The organism is Brevibacterium sp. K72, assembly GCF_050562175.1.
GTDB lineage: Bacteria > Actinomycetota > Actinomycetes > Actinomycetales > Brevibacteriaceae > Brevibacterium > Brevibacterium casei.
This window is the reverse complement of the sequence record NZ_CP191582.1, coordinates 1,182,434-1,199,416: the sequence shown is the minus strand read 5'-3', so window position 1 is coordinate 1,199,416 and position 16,983 is coordinate 1,182,434. Positions and strand designations below refer to the sequence as shown.

General features: G+C 67.9%; 16 protein-coding genes. 2 read left to right on the top strand and 14 right to left on the bottom strand.

All coding sequences use genetic code 11. The features are described 5' to 3' along the window. Positions 1-7: 7 nt before the first annotated feature. The 7 genes from ACQ1RG_RS05340 to ACQ1RG_RS05310 form a co-directional block, all read right to left on the bottom strand. Complete coding sequence (locus tag ACQ1RG_RS05340) at positions 8-1,522, bottom strand: tripartite tricarboxylate transporter permease (protein WP_430600619.1); 1,515 nt, start codon at positions 1,520-1,522, stop codon at positions 8-10. A 9-nt stretch (positions 1,523-1,531) separates the two neighbouring features. Next, positions 1,532-2,059, bottom strand: a complete 528-nt coding sequence (locus ACQ1RG_RS05335; protein ID WP_167560274.1) for a tripartite tricarboxylate transporter TctB family protein — start codon at positions 2,057-2,059, stop codon at positions 1,532-1,534. Continuing rightward, on the bottom strand, positions 2,056-3,114 hold the full coding sequence (locus ACQ1RG_RS05330; protein ID WP_205772183.1) for a Bug family tripartite tricarboxylate transporter substrate binding protein: 1,059 nt from the start codon (positions 3,112-3,114) through the stop codon (positions 2,056-2,058). Before ACQ1RG_RS05330 ends, ACQ1RG_RS05335 begins: the two co-directional genes overlap by 4 nt. Positions 3,115-3,228: 114 nt before the next feature. Continuing rightward, positions 3,229-4,473: a CaiB/BaiF CoA transferase family protein gene (locus ACQ1RG_RS05325; RefSeq protein ID WP_119296975.1), complete on the bottom strand. Its 1,245-nt coding sequence runs from the start codon at positions 4,471-4,473 to the stop codon at positions 3,229-3,231. Positions 4,474-4,475: 2 nt separating this feature from the next. Further along, on the bottom strand, positions 4,476-5,396 hold the full coding sequence (locus ACQ1RG_RS05320; RefSeq protein WP_009380119.1) for a hydroxymethylglutaryl-CoA lyase: 921 nt from the start codon (positions 5,394-5,396) through the stop codon (positions 4,476-4,478). A gap of 249 nt (positions 5,397-5,645) precedes the next feature. Continuing rightward, the gene (locus tag ACQ1RG_RS05315; RefSeq protein ID WP_063248705.1) at positions 5,646-6,215 is read right to left on the bottom strand and encodes a dihydrofolate reductase family protein; all 570 of its coding nucleotides are present in this window, start codon (positions 6,213-6,215) and stop codon (positions 5,646-5,648) included. A 4-nt stretch (positions 6,216-6,219) separates the two neighbouring features. Further along, entirely contained in the window at positions 6,220-7,494 is a 1,275-nt protein-coding gene (locus tag ACQ1RG_RS05310) for a CaiB/BaiF CoA transferase family protein (protein WP_430600618.1), read from the bottom strand. Positions 7,495-7,734: 240 nt separating this feature from the next. Here ACQ1RG_RS05310 and ACQ1RG_RS05305 point away from each other — a divergent pair, with 240 nt between their 5' ends. After that, positions 7,735-8,034, top strand: coding sequence for a hypothetical protein (locus ACQ1RG_RS05305; RefSeq protein ID WP_063248707.1), 300 nt, complete (start codon positions 7,735-7,737; stop codon positions 8,032-8,034). A 66-nt stretch (positions 8,035-8,100) separates the two neighbouring features. Here ACQ1RG_RS05305 and ACQ1RG_RS05300 read toward each other — a convergent pair whose 3' ends face one another. The 7 genes from ACQ1RG_RS05300 to ACQ1RG_RS05270 form a co-directional block, all read right to left on the bottom strand. Continuing rightward, positions 8,101-9,030: a 3-keto-5-aminohexanoate cleavage protein gene (locus tag ACQ1RG_RS05300; protein WP_190246600.1), complete on the bottom strand. Its 930-nt coding sequence runs from the start codon at positions 9,028-9,030 to the stop codon at positions 8,101-8,103. Positions 9,031-9,068: 38 nt separating this feature from the next. Then, on the bottom strand, positions 9,069-9,842 hold the full coding sequence (locus ACQ1RG_RS05295) for an SDR family oxidoreductase (RefSeq protein ID WP_095375234.1): 774 nt from the start codon (positions 9,840-9,842) through the stop codon (positions 9,069-9,071). A gap of 26 nt (positions 9,843-9,868) precedes the next feature. Then, the gene (locus ACQ1RG_RS05290) at positions 9,869-11,080 is read right to left on the bottom strand and encodes an MFS transporter (RefSeq protein ID WP_009380132.1); all 1,212 of its coding nucleotides are present in this window, start codon (positions 11,078-11,080) and stop codon (positions 9,869-9,871) included. A 207-nt stretch (positions 11,081-11,287) separates the two neighbouring features. Beyond that, on the bottom strand, positions 11,288-12,418 hold the full coding sequence (locus ACQ1RG_RS05285) for a LacI family DNA-binding transcriptional regulator (RefSeq protein ID WP_201671810.1): 1,131 nt from the start codon (positions 12,416-12,418) through the stop codon (positions 11,288-11,290). Positions 12,419-12,472: 54 nt separating this feature from the next. Further along, positions 12,473-13,402, bottom strand: coding sequence for a universal stress protein (locus ACQ1RG_RS05280; RefSeq protein ID WP_009380136.1), 930 nt, complete (start codon positions 13,400-13,402; stop codon positions 12,473-12,475). After that, positions 13,399-14,844 carry an APC family permease gene (locus ACQ1RG_RS05275; protein WP_009380138.1) on the bottom strand — a complete coding sequence of 482 codons (1,446 nt, stop codon included), beginning with the start codon at positions 14,842-14,844 and terminating at the stop codon, positions 13,399-13,401. Before ACQ1RG_RS05275 ends, ACQ1RG_RS05280 begins: the two co-directional genes overlap by 4 nt. A gap of 179 nt (positions 14,845-15,023) precedes the next feature. After that, positions 15,024-15,578 carry a CGNR zinc finger domain-containing protein gene (locus ACQ1RG_RS05270; RefSeq protein ID WP_430600616.1) on the bottom strand — a complete coding sequence of 185 codons (555 nt, stop codon included), beginning with the start codon at positions 15,576-15,578 and terminating at the stop codon, positions 15,024-15,026. A gap of 85 nt (positions 15,579-15,663) precedes the next feature. Here ACQ1RG_RS05270 and ACQ1RG_RS05265 point away from each other — a divergent pair, with 85 nt between their 5' ends. Next, positions 15,664-16,899, top strand: coding sequence for an MFS transporter (locus ACQ1RG_RS05265; protein WP_430600615.1), 1,236 nt, complete (start codon positions 15,664-15,666; stop codon positions 16,897-16,899). Positions 16,900-16,983: the final 84 nt, after the last annotated feature.

Here is a 16,983-nt window from a genome sequence, read left to right as displayed (position 1 = left end):
CTCTCCCTCATCCGACGCTCACATCTGCCAACAGCTTCCCTCGGCGCACCCACCAGCGGAAGACGAACGGACCGACGATGCCGGCGATCATGAGGATGATGATCGCCAGGGACACCGGCCGGGTGACCAGGGGTGCGAGCGATCCCCCGGAGATCTGGAGCATGCGGCGGAAGTTGTCCTCGAGGAGCGGAACGAGGACGAGCGCGAGGATCGACGGGGCGAGCGGGATGCCGCCTCGGTCCATGAGGTAGCCGACGACCCCGAAGATGCCGAGCATGATGAGGCCGAAGAGGCTGAACTCGATCGCGTAGGCGCCGATGACGACGAGGACGAGGATCGCGGAGAAGAGGATCTCCTTGGGCATCTTGAGGAGTTTGACGAAGACGCCGACGAGCGGGAGGTTGAGGATGATGAGGGCGACGTTGCCGACGTACATGCTCGCGATGATCGTCCAGATCAGTCCCGATTCGTCGCGGAAGATCAGCGGACCGGGCTGGAGTCCGTACATCGTGAAGACGAAGAGGAGCAGCGCCGTCGTCGCCGACCCGGGGATGCCGAGGCTGAAGAGAGGGACCATCGCACCGCCGACGCCGGCGTTGTTCGCCGCCTCGGGACCGGCCACACCTTCGATCGCGCCCTTGCCGAACTCGTCTTTGCGCTTCGAGATCCGCTTCTCCATGATGTAGGACATGAAGGAGGCGAGCGACGGTCCGACACCGGGGAGGACGCCGATGATGAACCCGAGGACCGAGCCCCGCGCCCACGGGCCGGCCGAGCGCTGCCAGTCCTGCTTCGTCATCCACCGCTCGGAGCCGAAGCTCTGGATCTCCTCCTTCGCCCCCTGACCGAGCGCGAGGTTGCGGATCGCCTCGGGGATCGCGAAGAGGGCCATGGCGAAGATCGTGAAGTCGATGCCGTCGGAGAGCAGGGTGATGCCGAACGTCTGCCGGGGCAGGCCCGTCTGGAAGTCGAGGCCGATGAGGCCGACGGCGAGGCCGATGAAGATCGAGATGAGGGCCTTCGCTCGGGACCCCGTCGACATCGTCGAGGCGAGCAGGAGGGCTGCGGCCATGAGGAGGAAGTACTCGGTGGCCCCGAAGACGTTGGCGAGGCGGACGAGGACCGGGGAGAGGAACGTCAGCCCGATGATCGCGAGCGTGCCGGCGAGGAACGACCCGATCGCCGCGGTCGCCAGCGCCGCCTTCGCCCGACCGCGCCGGGCCATCTCGTAGCCCTCGATCGCCGTCACCGCACTCGAGACCTCGCCGGGGGTCTTGATCAGGGTCGCGGTAATCGATCCGCCGTACATCGACCCGTAGTAGATCCCGCAGAGGAGGATGAGGCCGTGCACGGGCTCCATCCCGAAGGAGACGGGGATGAGGATCGCGATCGCCGAGATCGGACCGATCCCCGGCAGGACGCCGACGACGGTGCCGAGCAGGACGCCGAGGAGAGCGAAGGCGAGACTGGCCGGCTGCAGCGCCGAGGCGAAGCCGCCTCCCAGATCGACGAGTGTGTCCATGCCCTCCCCCTATCCCAGGATTCCCACGGGCAGGTAGACCGCGAGCCCGAAGACGAAGGCGACGTAGACCGCAACGGAGAAGAGGACGGAGAAGACGAGGTTGCGGATCCACTTCTTCGGGGCGTAGAGGCTCGTCACCGCCATGAGGAACGCCGCGGTCGAGAGGACGAAGCCGACCGGGATGACGATCGCGAGGTAGGCGAAGAAGAGCGCGAACTGGACCACGACCCTGCGCCCCGCCGGCTCCGGCGGGGCGTCGATGAGAACACCGCCGGCGGGCTCGGCGCCGCTCTCACCCTGGGACGCGGCCTCCGCCTCGGCGGGGTGGGGCCGAGCCTGCCCGGTCCGAGCACTCCACACGGACTGTCCGGCGAGGAAGAGGCCGAGGACGATGAGCCCGGCGCCGACGATCTGGGGGAAGGTCCGCGGGGTGACGATGTCGGCCGTCTCCCGGATCGAGAAGGTCGCCGAGAGGTAGACGACCCCGATGACCGTGATGACGATCCCGGTGACGAGATCGCGCCGGGTCGCGGTCATTTGTCCGTGCCCAGTTCGGTCTCCTTGACACCCTCCTCGACCGTCTTCGCCGCTTCGTCGACGTAGCTCTGCGCGTCCTCACCGGTCCGGAACTCCGGCGCCCACTGGTTCTTCTTCACCGTGTCCTCCCACGTGGTCGACGTGCTCATCTTCTCCAGCGTCGTCGCCCAGTAGTCGACGGCCTCCTGGGGCATGTCCGCGGGACCGTAGACCCCGCGCCAGTTGCCGAGCGTGACGTCGTAGCCGGAGTCCATCGCGGTGGGCACCGACTCGAACGGGGCGATCAGCGGCTTCTGCGCGAACGTGATGAGGGGGACGATGTCCCCGGATTCGAGGACGGACCGGAATTCGCTCAGTCCGGCGATCGCGACCTTCGCATCCCCGTTGAGCATCGCCGTCGTCTGCTCGCCGCCGCCGTCGTAGTTGACGAAGTTGACGTCGGCGGGTTCGACCCCTGCGGCCTTCGCGAAGAGCGCGAACGGCAGCGTGTCGTCGCCGGCGGCGGCCACGGTCACCGCCTGCGGGTCGTCCTTGAGCGCGGAGACGAGGCCGTCGAGGTCGGCGATGTCACTGTCCTTGGGAGCGACGACGATGAAGTCCTCGACGTAGAGCGTGGCGATGAGGGTGGCATCCTGCGGCCCGTACTCGCACAGACCCCGCGCCTTCATCGTCTGGCTCGCCAGCGAGGTGATGGCGATCTGGTCGTCCTTGCCCTTGTCCTGCTGCATCATCGTCGTCAGCCACGTGCAGCCCGTGCCGCCCGGCCGGTTCTGCACCGGCAGGGGCGTGGTGACGAGCTCGTCGCGCTGCAGGGCCTCGGTGACGGCGCGCGCCGTCGTGTCCCAGCCCGAGCCGGGTTCGGCAGGGGCCGTCACCGTCACCGGTCCCGACGGGTAGTCCCCGCCCTCCCCCGGCGGCTGGGCTCGGCCCTGGCATCCGGAGAGGACGAGCACCGTCGCGGCGAGCGCGGCCCCCACGCCTGCCCACCGTCTCCTCCGCGCACCTTCCCTCGCCGAGGTGGTCCGACCTGTGCGTGTGATCGTCGTTGATCGCATTGCCACTCCTTGATCAGCTGCAGCTGCCTGCAGATCCCTGTCATCGTGTGTTGTCGTGTGTCTGCGGTGCTCGCGCCTGCGGTGCTCGCGCCTGCGGTGCTCGCGGTGTCCCCGTCATTGCGACTGCGTCCTCTCCTCGCCGAGGTCGACGTCCGGAAGGTCGGGAGGGGTGCCCGAGTTCCCGTCCCGGTAGACCGCATTGTGCTCACCGGGGGCGGGGACGTTGCGGCGCAGGCCCAGTCGCTGTCCGTCGAAGGTGAGCGGCAGCAGCGGGATGTCGACGCTCTCCCCGTCGGGCAGGCCCGTGGCCGCCAATGCTCCCGAGGCCACGAGGTGGGGGTCGCTCGTGAGGTCGGCGGGGGTGTTGACGGGAGCGACGGGCAGGCCCCTGCGTGTGCACTTCTCCTCGATCTCGGCGAGGCTGAGCCGGGAGAGGGCGGCCTGGAGTTCGGCGTGGATGCGCTCGCGTTGGTCGACGCGGCCCTGGTTGTGCTCGAGCGCGGGATCTTCGGCGAGGCCGGTGAGCCCGAACTCGTCGCAGAGGTCGCGCCACTGCCCGTCGCTGACGGCGGCGACGAAGACCTGGCTGCCGTCCCGGTCGAGGAAGATGTCGTAGACGGCCCACGTCGCCCGCCGGGTGGGCATCGGCCGCAGCGGCTCCTCACTCAGCTGGGCCTGCGCCATGTGGGTGCCGACGAGGAACGCGTTGTTCTCGAACAGGGCGGAGTTGACGAGCTGTCCGCGGCCGGTCTGCTCGCGCACCCGCAGGGCGGAGAGGATGCCGATGACCCCGAACATCCCGCCCATGATGTCGTTGACGCTCGCGCCCGCCCGCAGCGGCTGCCCGGGAGGACCGGTCATGAAGGCGAGCCCGCCGAGCATCTGGACGACCTCGTCGAGGGCGGTGCGCTGCCCGTAGGGGCCGGGAAGGAATCCCTTGAGGGAGGCGTAGATGAGGCGCGGGTTGCGGGCGGCGAGCTCGCCGTACCCGTAGCCCATCGACTCCATCTTCCCGACCCGGAAGTTCTCGAGGAGGACGTCGGCGGAGTCGATGAGGGTGAGGGCGACCTCCCGGTCGGCCGCCTCGGCGATGTCGAGCTGGACGCTGAGTTTGTTGCGGTTGAAGGCGGGGAAGAGTCCGGAACCCGAGCCGGGCAGGTAGCGGGTCTTGTCGCCGGCCCCGCGGGGCTCGACCTTGATCACCTCGGCGCCGAGGTCGGCGAGGATCATCCCGCAACTCGGGCCCATGACCATATGGGAGAACTCGACGACGCGGACGCCGGCCAGGGGCAGCGGCTGGCTCGGTCCGGCGTCGGCGGCCGCCGCCTCGGTGCTGGTGTGCGGGTCCTCGTCGATCATGATCAGCCGCGGTAGGGTGCGGGGACGGCGGGGATCTGGGAGAGGCTCGAGCTCAGCTCGTGGCCGACGGCGGCGGTGAGCGGTGCCCGCACCTCGGCGAGCGCATCGACGTCGACGCCGGTCGCGACCCCTTCGCGGTGGAGGAGGTGGACGAGGTCGTCGGTGCCGATGTTCCCGGCCGCGCCCGGAGCGAACGGGCAGCCGCCGAGGCCGCCCATCGCGGCGTCGAAGTGTTCGATGCCGAGGTCGAGGGCGGCGATGACGTTGGCCATCCCGAAGTTGTACGTGTCATGGAGGTGGAGGCCGACCGACTTCCCCGGGAAGGCCTCCATGACCGCCGAGGTGTTCCGGCGCACCAGTGAGGGGTTGGCGTTGCCGATGGTGTCGGCGACGCCGATGCCGTGGGCGCCTGCCTCGACGAAGGGGCGGATGACCTCGACGAGGCGGTCGGGATCGGTGATCCCGTCGAAGGGGCAGATGAAGCTCACGGCCGTCGTGATGTCGAAGCGCACGCCGTGGTCGTGGGCGTAGTCGGCGGCGGCGAGCAGGCGCTCGGTGGCCTGGGCGATCGGTGCGTCCGAGTTCGCCTGCGAGTGGCCCTCGGAGGCGGAGACGACGAGTTTGATGTTCTTCGCTCCCGCATCGACGGCGCGTTCGGCCCCCTTGAGGTTGAAGACGAGCGTGAAGAAGTCGACCCCCTGGTCCTCGTGTGGCCGAAGGCGTTCGAGAACCTCCCCGGTGTCGGCCATCTGCGGGACCTTCTTCGGGTTGACGAAGGATCCGACTTCGATCTCGGTGAGCCCGGCGGCGATGAGGCGCTCTGCGAGTTCGACCTTGACGTCCGTGGGCACGATGGCCGCCTCGATCTGCAGCCCGTCGCGCAGGGTCGTGTCGAGGATGTGCACCGTGTTCGGCCGGACCATGGGTCTCCCTCTGCGTCATCTCCGCATGAACGGAACGATGATGGCGATATCGTCTCCCGCTCAGCGGGAGGATGCTTCCGGCATGCGCCCTCGCATGCTCTCTTCAGAGATAGCATAAGCACGCCGTTGCAGGGAATGGCTGCGGGTCGCTATGTGAGAGCGGAGTGGGAAGTCGGCGTTCGTTGTCCCGGCAAACGGGACACGCACGGTCACGGCGGGATCCGCTCGTGTGCGGCTCCGCCTGCTTCTTCAGTGGCGCGGACGATAGTGGAGCACGGCAGCGCCCGACTCGAGTTCGCGACGGTCCGTGGGGACGAGGTCGACGACCTCGGCGAGACCGTTGAACACGTACGGTCCATAGCCGGCGATGCGCGGGTGGACGACGAACTCGTATTCGTCGATGAGTCCGAGTTCGGCGAGCGCCCGGGGCAGCGTCACTCCCCCGACGAGGAGGCCGCGGACGGAGTCGTCCTTGATCCGTTCGATCTCCGATCTGAGGTCGCTGCCGAGGAGTTCGGCGTTCCAGTCGACCTCGGTGAGCGTGCTCGAGACGACGTACTTCTTCGCCTTGTCGATGACCTCGGCGAAGACGTCGATGTCGGTCTGCGTCTCCGCGTCGGCGTCGTCGGTCTCGGGAGTCACTGCGGGCTGGCGCCACGCGGATTCCATGAGCTGGTAGGTCCTCCGGCCGAAGAGGAGGCCGTCGGCCTGTCGGAGGTTCTCGGCGTGGTGGGCGTGGAGTTCCTCGTCGGGGTCGATCGCGAGGTGGTCGCAGCACCCGTCGACGGTGATGTTGATCGAATACCGCAGCTCTGCCATGGGCTCAGGGTACTGCCGGGCCTTCCGTTTCGGAAGGGTCCGCGGGTTCGCCCATTCCCAGCCAGGCGAGCACCTCGGCGGTGTGTTCGCCGAGGTCGGGGCCGAGGTGATCGATGGGGATCGAGGCACCGCCGATGACCGGGGTGATGCCGGGGAAGGCGACGTCGTCGAGGATCTCCTCACCGGTGGAGACATCGATCGCCTGGATCATGTTCCGGGCTCGCAGCTGTTCATCGGCGACGAGGTCCTCGGCCGTGTAGATCGGCCCCGCAGGCACTCCCGCCTCGTCAAGGACCGCGACGACCTCGTCGACATCGCGCTCGGCGCACCATGCTCCGATCGCCTCGTCGAGTTCGTCCCGGCGGTCCCATCGACCGGCGTTCGTCTGCAGGTCGGGATCCGCCCCGAGGTCGGGTCGGTCGATCGCCGTCATGAGGCGGGCGAAGATGCCGTCGCCGTTGCCGGCGATGACGACGGACTTCCCACCGGCGCAGAGGTAGCCGTTCGAGGGCGCGATGCCCTCCATCCGGCCGCCGGTGCGCGTGCGGACCTCGCCGAAGGCCGAGTAGTCGGGGACGAGGGACTCCATGACGGAGAACATCGCCTCGTTGAGGGCGACGTCGACGGTGCGGTCGGCGAGGGGTCCCTCGCCCTCGAAGCCGACCTCCTTGCCTGTGACCGCCTCGGCGGCTCCGTGGATGCGCTGACGCTGCCGGTCGAAGAGCATCATCACGGCCCCGAAGGCCGCCTGCATGCCGGCGATCGAGTCGCCGATCGAGATGCCCACGCGTACGGGTGGGCGGTCGGGGTCACCGACGAGTTCGCGGAATCCCGAATACCCCTCGGCGACGGCGGCGAAACCGGGTCGGGCCGACATCGGTCCGGTCTGACCGAACGCGGAGATCCGGACGAGGATGATCTCGGGGTTGACCTCCTCGAGGACGCCGGGGCCGATCCCCCACTTCTCCAGGGTGCCCGGCCGGAAGTTCTCGAGGACGATGTCGGAGCGGCGGACGAGCTCGAGGACTGCTTCGCGTCCGTCCTCGGAGCGCAGGTCGAGGGTCACGGACTTCTTGTTGCGGTTGATCGTGCGGTAGAGCATCGACGTCGTGCCGGCCTTGAGCCGCCAGTTGCGCAGCTCGTCACCGGTGCCGGGACGTTCGACCTTGATGACCTCGGCTCCGAAGTCGGCGAGCATCCGGCCGGCGGTTGGAGCCGCGATGTAGTTGCCGAGTTCGAGGACCCGCACACCGGTCAGCGGGAGGCGGCGCGTTGTCATGGGAGGCTGCTGTTCTCCTGTCGGGCGTCCGCGTCGGCGGCCCGGACACGGTCCTTCCATGGTGCCAGGTCGAACCCGCCGAGGCGGACTCGTCCCTGACCATGAACGTGCCGTCGCCGGAGAGTTCGATGAATGTCGAGCAACCCCCCTTGCCTTATCGCGCGGAGTGTCGAAGACTGGCAGACACGCCGCGATGCGCGGCGCAGTGTCAGTGCGAGATCGATTCCCAAGGAGCAGATCATGACATCGGAGAACTTCGGAAGCAACGACCCGAACGCCGAGGCGGGCCTCGGTCAGGAGAGCCAGCAGGGTCATCCCGGTCCCGGAAGTCAGGACGGTTCGGAGGGCCAGCAGGGTCACCCGGGCACGGACAGTCAGCAGACCGGCGGTCAGCCGCAGGGTGACCGCGGCGGTGTCGGCGGCCTCGACGATCAGCAGGCCGGTCGCCCGGGCGGCGACGGGCGCGATCGCCAGCGGATCGAGGAGAGCGAGGACGAGGGCTTCGGCGGCACCCAGCCGGAGCGTGACGCACCCGCCTGAGGCGACCTCACCCCGAGTTCTGAGGGACCGCATGCCGAGCGTGCGGTCCCTCAGAGCGCGACCACCTCAGAACTCGACCCGGTCGGCTCCTTTGAGGCCGAGCATGGCCCGCGCCTCGTCAGGGGTCGCGACCTCCATCCCGAGCTCTTCGACGATGCGGCGCATCTTCTCCACCTGCTCGGCATTCGATTCGGCGAGCCGGCCGGGTCCGATCCACAGCGAGTCCTCGAGGCCGACGCGGATGTGGGAACCCATCGTCACCCCCATCGTCGCCAGCGGCTGCTGGTTGCGTCCTGCGCCGAGGATCGACCACTGGTAGTCCTCGAGGAGTCGGTCAGCGGTCCGCCGCATGTGCATGAGGTCTTCGGGGTGGCCGCCGATGCCGCCGAGGAGACCGAACACCGACTGGACGAACAGAGGCCCGGTGGCGAGTCCCCGCGATTGGAAATGCGCCAAGTTGTAGAGGTGTGAGATGTCGTAGCACTCGAACTCGAAACGGGTGCCGTTGGCGTTGCCGATCTCGAGGATGCGCTCGATGTCGGCGAACGTGTTCTTGAAGACGAGGTCACGGGAGTTCTCGAGGTGCTCGCGCTCCCACTCGTGCTGAAAGTCCTCGTACTTCTCGAGCATCGGGAAGAGGCCGAAGTTCATCGACCCCATATTCAGGCTCGCAAGCTCCGGTTTGAACTCGGCGACCGGACGCATCCGCTCCTCGACGCTCATGTGCGGTGACCCGCCCGTGGTGATGTTGACGACCGCGTCGGAGTTCGCGGCGACCTTCTCGAGCACCGGTGCGAAGTGCTCGGGGTCCTGCGAGGGTCTGCCGTCTTCGGGATCACGGGTGTGGAGGTGGAGGATCGCCGCCCCCGCCTCCGCGGCCCCGATCGCGGCATCGGCGATCTCATCCTGGGTGACGGGAAGGTGGGGCGACATCGTCGGCGTGTGGATGGCGCCGGTCACCGCCGAGGTGATGATGACTTTGCGTGGCTGTGCCATGGGTTCGTGGTCCTCTGGGATCGGTGGGCGAGTGGGGGTCAGTAGAGCTTCTCGGTGTTGCCGTCGACGGCCATAGCCTGGCCCGTGACATGGGAGGCCATCGTCGAGGCGAGGAAGACGGCCATGTTGCCGATGTCGGCGGCCGCGGCGAGCTTCCCGAGGGACGCCTGCCCGGTGTAGAGCGCGGTGACCTCGTCGACGGAGACTCCGAGCATCTGCGCCTTCGAGGCGATGACCGCTTCGATGCGGGGCCCGTCGACCGCACCCGGGCAGATCGCATTGCAGCGGATCCCTTCGGGACCCAGTTCGATCGCGAGCGTCTTCGTCAGTCCTACGACCGCCCACTTCGACGCCGAGTACGGGCTGCGCCCGGCCATGCCGAGACGCCCGGCGGCCGAGGAGAGGTTGACGATCGAGGCGCTGCCGCTCGTGCGCAGGAGCGGCAGGAAGTGCTTGACGCAGTAGAACTGGCTGTGGATGTTGACGTCGAACGTCGTGAGCCACGCTGCGGTCTCCAGCGTCTCGATCGGTCCGGTGGGACCGGCGATCCCGGCATTGTTGACGAGGACGTCGAGTCCTCCCCACAACCCCGCCACCTCGGCGGCGAGCGCCCTGACCTCGTCCTCCGAGGCGGCGTTCGACACGGTCGCCCGCAGGCCGGTCTCGGCGGCGTCGGCGACGGCGGTCTCGGCGATGTCGGTCACCCACACCTCGGCGCCGGCGTCGCGGAACCGCTGGGCGATCTCCCGCCCGATCCCCGCGGCTCCCGCCGTGATGAGCACTCGTGCTCCGGTCAGTCCGAGCATGTCCATGGTCTCTCCTGTCGCTGTCGTCGAGGTCACTTATGATCGGGATCCGCCGAGGTGGTCGGCACCGTCGCCGGGTCGGCTTCGTGTCCGCGCCTGAGGAACGGGATGAGGCACGCGCCGACGACGCAGACAGCGATGATGAACCACAGTCCCGAGGTCGCCGACCCGGTGAGGTCCTCCATGTAGCCCATGATGTAGGGCCCGAGGAATCCGCCGAGGAGGCCGATCGTGTTGACGAGGGCGAGGCCTGCGGCAAGGCTCACTCCGGTCAGGCGGGTCGCGGGGAAGGTGAAGAGGATCGGCTGGAGGACGAAGAAGTTGAAGGCTGCCAGGGAGAAGCCGATGAGGCCGAGGACGGGTCCGCCGACCGCGCCGATGATGTAGCCGGCGATGATGCCGATCATCGCGGCCAGGGCGATCTTCTTCGACATCGACGCCGACGTCGCGAAGCGCGGGAGCAGGAGCGCGCCGATTGCGGAGAAGACCCACGGGACGGCGGTGAGCAGGCCGATCTCGACGGTGTTCATCTCGCCCCAGCTGCCGACGATCGTGGGGAGGAAGAAGTTGAGGGCGTAGACGGCGAGCTGGTGTCCGAAGTACACACAGATGACGAGGATGATCTGCGGGTCGCGGACGATGTCGAGCAGCCGGTGGTTCGAGGCCCCGGAGGCGCCGGCCCGCTCTTCGGCGGCGATGGTCCGCTCGAGCCATTCGGCTTCCTCGGGTGAGAGGAACTTCGCCTTCCGCGGCCCGTCGGGCAGGTACTTCCAGACGACGAGTGCGAGGAAGCAGGCGGGCAGGCCTTCGATGAGGAACATCCACTGCCAGCCGTGGAGGCCGAGGAACCCGTCCATCGTCAGCAGCAGACCGCCGATGGGGGCACCGATGATGTTGGCGATGGAGACTCCGAGGAGGAACATGCCGTTGGCCTTCGCCCGGTCCTTCACGGTGAACCACTGCGTGAGGTAGTACATGACGCCGGGGAAGAGTCCGGCTTCGGCGATGCCGAGGAGCATGCGGAGGATGTAGAAGGACCATTCGCCCTGGACGAACATCATCGCAGCGGAGATGAGCCCCCACGTGATCATGATCCGCATGATCCACCAGCGGGCGCCGACCTTGTGCATGATCATGTTCGAGGGCACCTCGAAGAGGGCGTACGTGAGGAAGAAGAGCCCGGCACCGATGCCGTAGGCCGTTGCGGAGATCCCGAGGTCGATCTCGAGACGGTCCTTGGCCATGCCGATGTTGGTCCGGTCGAGGAACGCGAGGATGTAGGCGGCGATGAGCGGGGCCTGAGGCGGGCGAAGATCACCCGGTTGAGGACGGCGGGCGGCCTCAGGCCCGTCCTCGGAGCAGCGGTGTCGGACATGGTTCTCCTTCGGGGTCGGATCGAACGGTGTGGTCGCGGCGGCGGTGCCGGACGGGGAGGAACGTGCGGGGGCGGCTCAGCGGGCGGTGAGGGCGTTGAAGTCCTCGGGGTGGCAGCCGCAGCTGGTGCCGATGTGGAGCTGGTGGGGGCAGATGACCGTGCGGGCGGGGGTGCCCGGTTCCGTGATGCGTTCGAGGAGGATGCGGAAGGCGGTCGTCGCCATCTCGACGACGGGTTGGACGATCGTGGTCAGCCCGAGCAGCGGTGAGCGCGAGCGGGCGAGACCGTCGCTGCCGACGACGATGAGCTCGCCCGGGATGTCGATGCCGTTGACGACCGCGTGCTCGATGACGCCGAGCGCCACCTCGTCGGAGCCGCAGACGATGGCCTCGGGTCGGTCGTCGTGATCGGCGAGGAGCTCCTCGGCGGCGATCCGCCCGCCGCCCCGGTGCAGGCGGGTGCTCACGCGCCATCGTCCGGGGATGGGGACGCCGTGCGCGGCCGCGGTGTCGATGAACGCCGCTTCCCGCGTCGCCGAGGCGGTGGAGAAGCGCGGGCCGATGACGGTGGCGACCTTCGTGACTCCGTGTCCGAGGACGTGGCCCATGAGTTCGCTGGCGGCCTGGGCGTCGTCGATGCCGATGAAGCTCGCATCGGCATGTTCGACGGTGCGGGAGAGGTTGACGACGGGGATCCGGGCCGCGCCGAGAGTGCCGTGGATCCGCGCGTCGAGGCGCATCCCGCCGGTCGAGATCACCCCGTCGACGTTGCGGGCGGCCATCGACGCGGCGACGTGGGCGAGGCGTTCGGGGTCGTCGCCGGTCGTCGAGACGAAGACGTCGAACCCCTCTTCGGCGGCGGCGTCGATGATCGCCTGCGCCCAGTGCATGTGCATGTAGTTGAGCATCGAGGGAACGATGAGTCCGACGACGCGGGTGAGGGAGCGGTTGTGCTTCGCCGCCGTCAGCGGCGACCGGTATCCGAGCTCGTTGGCGGTTTCGATGACATGGCGGCGCACGACCGGCGAGACGCCGGGCTTGCCGTTGAAGACGTAGCTGACGGTGGCTGTGGAGACTCCGCAGGCGCGTGCCACCTGAGCCGCTGAGACCCGCGGTCTGGGCTTGCCCGTCGACTGTTCCTGATGCATCGTCGCGTCCTTCACGTCCTTGTGGAGTTCGAACTCATTGCGCAGTCCGAACACTGCCATTGGACGACTGGAACGGTTCGTTAAGCAACGTTAAGTCGAGGCGGTCTCCTCCGTCTACGCCTCCGTGTCCTCCCGCGCCCGGGACGTGTACCGCGCTTTCGCGCGTCGGGGAACGACGACGACGGGCACCGGCGAGTTCTGGAGGATCCTCGTCGCATGGCTGCCGAGCGACACCCGCTTGAGCGTGCCGAGACCGGAGGACCCGAGCATCATCACCTCGGGGTCCTCCCAGCCGATGCTCGTCAGCGCTGCCGCCCAGCTGGGTCCCGTGCCGATCGCCACCTCGGTCTCCCCGGGGCGGATGTCGAGTTCGTCGATCGAGCAGAGGATCCGGTCGGTGTCGCGGCGCACGACCCGCGTCCACTCGTCGACGATGCCCGCCTCGACGTCGCGTCCGATGCTCGCCGCCGAGAGCACCCGGGACCGGGGGGCGAAGGAGGCGATGCGGAAGGGGATTCCGGATTCCGCGGAGACCATCGCGGCTCCGAGGATGAGGTCCGCCGAGGTGGACGACCCGCTGTAGGCGGCGGTGATCCGTTTGAGCTTCGCCCCCGCCGAGGCGGTGAATCCCTCGGGCGCGAGGACGACGGGGAGTTCGGCGCTGTGGAGGAGTCCGGTCGAGACCGATCCCAGGGTGATCCGGCCGTCCCGACCGTCGTCGGCGGAGCCGACGACGAGGCGGTACGCGTCGACGCGTCGGCTGACCTCGAGCAGCCCCCGCCGCGACGATCGGGCCGGGTGGACGATGTAGGTCGCCTCGATGTCATCGGGAACGAGCGCCCGCACCTGCTCAAGCGACGCCTCGGCGACGGTGTGGACATACGACTGGAATTCCGCGTCGATCTTGTCCCGGTTCGGCGGCCACGCCGTCGAACTCACGGACACGAGCGTGAGCGTCTTCGCGTACGAGCGGGCGAGGACGACTCCGAGCTCGACGGCTGAGGTGTCGTCCTGACCGGGGGCGACGCCGACGACGATGGTCATGACCGTCCTCCCGTGGGGTCGGTGGTGCCGCGTTCGGCTGCGGCCTGCTGCTTGCCGAGGACCGAATTCCTTCGGCCGAAGACGAGGTAGAGGCCGATGATGGCCGCAGTCCAGATGACGAAGACGACGATCGTGATCGGCCGCAGGCTGCTGATGATCCACAGGCAGCCGAGGATCGAGAGGATCGGCAGGACCGGGTAGAACGGGACCTTGAAGCCGCGCTCGAGGTTCGGTTCGCGCACGCGGAGGATGATGACGGCGAGCGAGACGACGACGAAGGCGACGAGGGTGCCGATGCTCGTCATCTCGGCGAGGAAGTTGAGCGGGATGAACCCGGCGAGGATCGCGATGACGACCGTGACGACGATCGTGCCCTTGACGGGGGTGAGCGTGCGAGGGTTGACGTCCTGGAAGAGCTTGGGCATCATCCCGTCGCGCGACATCGTGAAGAGGATGCGGCTCTGACCGTAGATCGAGACGAGGGTGACGCTGAAGATCGAGATCACGGCGCCCGCGGCGACGACGGTGCCCGGCCAGGTCGAGCCGACGATGTTCTCGAGGATCGCCGAGAGTCCGGCGTCCTGCCCTTCGAACTCCTCCCACGGCTGAGCGCCGAGCGCGGCGACGGCGACGAGGACGTAGACGGAGGTGATGATGAGGAGCGCGAAGATCAGGGCCTTGGGCATCGTCTTCTTCGGGTTCTTCGTCTCATCGCCTGCGGTCGCGACGGCGTCCATGCCGACGTAGCTGAAGAAGATGAGGCCGGCACCGGCGACGACGCCGGAGAATCCGAAGGGGGCGAAGTTCGCGAAGTTGTCGGAGTTCCAGCCGGTGAGGCCGACGACGATGAAGAAGACGAGGACGCCGACCTTGATGCACACCATGATCGTGTTGACGACGACCGATTCGCCGGTGCCGCGGACGAGGAGGAAGCAGCACATCGCGAGGAGGAGGATCGCCGGGAGATTGACGATGCCGCCCTCCTCGGGGGCATAGGCGAGGGCGTCGGGGATCTGGAAGCCGAAGAGGTTGAAGAGGAGCTGGTTGACATACTGAGACCAGCCGACGGCGACGGCCGCACCGGCGACGCCGTATTCGAGGAGCAGGCAGGCGGCCACGCCCATCGCGGGGAGTTCGCCGAGGGTGGCGTAGGCGTATGAGTAGGACGAGCCGGAGACGGGGACGCTGCCGGCGAGTTCGGCATAGCAGATGACCGCGAGACCGGCGACGACGCCGGCGATGACGAACGACCAGATGACCGCTGGCCCGGCGACGGGCACCGATTCGGAGAGGATGAAGAAGATGCCGGTGCCGATGGTCGAGCCGACGCCGATCATCGTCAGGGAGAAGAGGCCGATCGTGCGCTTGAGGTCGCTTGCCGCCTCCTCGCTGTCACGAGGCACCGGTTTGACCCGGAAGAGCTGCTGTCTGAGGGTTGCCATGACTGTCCTTCCCGACATCATCGTCTTCGGCCAGACCGTGCACGCGGCCGAATCGGGGATTCAATTCGCCGCACCCTGCACGTCGTCTACGGTGACCCTACTGCACCATGGTTCAACAAGCGAGACGGGACGGCGAAATTCCCCGGATTGTGTCTCGCTCTCCGTGTGTCGCGGGTGGGTCAGTGCTGGGCCCGGGCATTGCGATAGTGCCGCAACGCCTTGTCGCGCCCCCCGCACATGCTCATCGAACACCAGCGCCGGCTCCGGTTGCGGGTGGTGTCGATGAAGAGCCACCGGCAGCCGGGGCACGATTTGACCCGGTCGAGGCGAGAGCCGGTGAGCTCGTCAATCGCCGATTCGGCGAAGAGCGCCGTGAGCGAATCCGCATCCCAGACATCGGGCCACTCCCGCGCGACCCCGGTCGTGGTGGGACCGTAGCCATATCGCGACAGCCCAGATGCATGGGCGTCGGTGACCACCTGGAGACTCTCTGCGGGAACCGCGTTGCCTTCTGCGACGGCGGCGAAGACGGCGAACACCGACTCTCGGAACGATCGCAGGTCGGCGAGCTCCTCGCCCGTCAACTCTCGCACCGGCCCCAGCCCGAGAGACTGTGCCCACGCGCGGGCAGTGTCTTCGTCACCGAGCCAGTCCCGATCCCCACCCTCGATGCGGTCGGGCACCGAGTTCACCAGCTCGAAGCACTGGGCATTGCCGACATGCTCGAAGTCCATACACCGACTTTACCACCTATCGACTCTTGACTGGTGATGTTCGACGATGAAGACTTAACCTACAAACAAGTTTTAGGTGGTTAGAATGCGTGCATCGTTCCGCTGGCTCTGGACCAGCGCAGGCACCGCCAACCTCGGCGACGGAATCACCGTCATCGCGCTCCCTCTCATCGCCCTCGCCGCGGATGCGCCCCCGGGGCACGTCGCCCTCGTCACCGTGGCTGCGACGATTGCGTGGCCGATCTTCGGCCTGCACGCAGGCTGGATTGTCGACACGGTCTCCCCGGCGAAGCTGCTCATCGCCGTCAACGCCATGCGGGTCCTCGCGCTCACCGCTCTTCTCATCGCCATCGCCGCCGACTTCGCGGTCTACGCGTTTACCATCGCCGCCGCGTTCGCCTACGGGCTCGCGGAGACCCTCGTCGACACCGCCCTCATCGCCACGGTTCCTCGAACGGTCGACCCCGGGCGGCTCACTGCAGCCAACAGCAGACTGGAGGCGACGATCAATGTCGCCAACCAGCTCGCCGGGCCTCCGCTGGCCGGCCTCCTCATCGGACTCTCGAGTCTTGCGGCCGCCGCCTCCGGAGCGGGGCTCTACGCCATGTCGGCGCTGGCCGCAGTCGGGCTCGCACTCACACTCCAGCGCGGCGGGAACCCCGGTCGGGAATCCGGCGCAGCACTCCCACTTCGAGTTCGCGAGGGCATGCGCTTCCTCTGGAACCATCGGCTGCAGCGCGAACTCACGCTGCTCACCGCAGCCATGAGTGTGGTCTGGGGAGCTTGGACGTCGACGTTCGTCCTCTACGCCGTGGCGCCCGGCCCACTGGGTCTGTCGCCGGAAGCGTACGGCCTGCTCCTCACGGGCATGGCCGTCGGCGGGATCGCCGCCTCGATGCTCACCTTCCGCCTCGAGCGCCTGCTCTCCCCCGCCGTACTGCTCTTCGTCGACACGGTCGGGACGGTGGGTCTCGTCCTCCCCGCGGCCCTCGGTGCCCCGGTGCCCGTCATCGCAGTCGGCATCATTCTCGCGGGATCAGGGGCGACGGTCTGGCGGATCATCGTCGCCGTCGTCCGCCAGCAGGCGACGCCGCCTGATCTCCTCGGGCGCGTCTACTCGGCGTCGCGCGTCATCAGCTGGGGAGCGCTGCCGCTCGGTGCGAGCCTGGCTGCCGCCGGCGTGACCACTCTCGGCATGCAGCCCGTCCTGTGGATCGCCAGCGGTATCGCCGTCGCCGTCTCCCTGTGGTTCGCTGCGCGTCTGCCGATGACCGCGCCCCTCATCAACGCCGCCGCCAGCGAGGCCGACGGGAACGGCTAGGGACTTTTATTCAACCAAACGGTTGACTAGGTGACTCGACGGGTCTATCGTCGTAATCAACCAACAGGTTGAATGAGAGAGGGG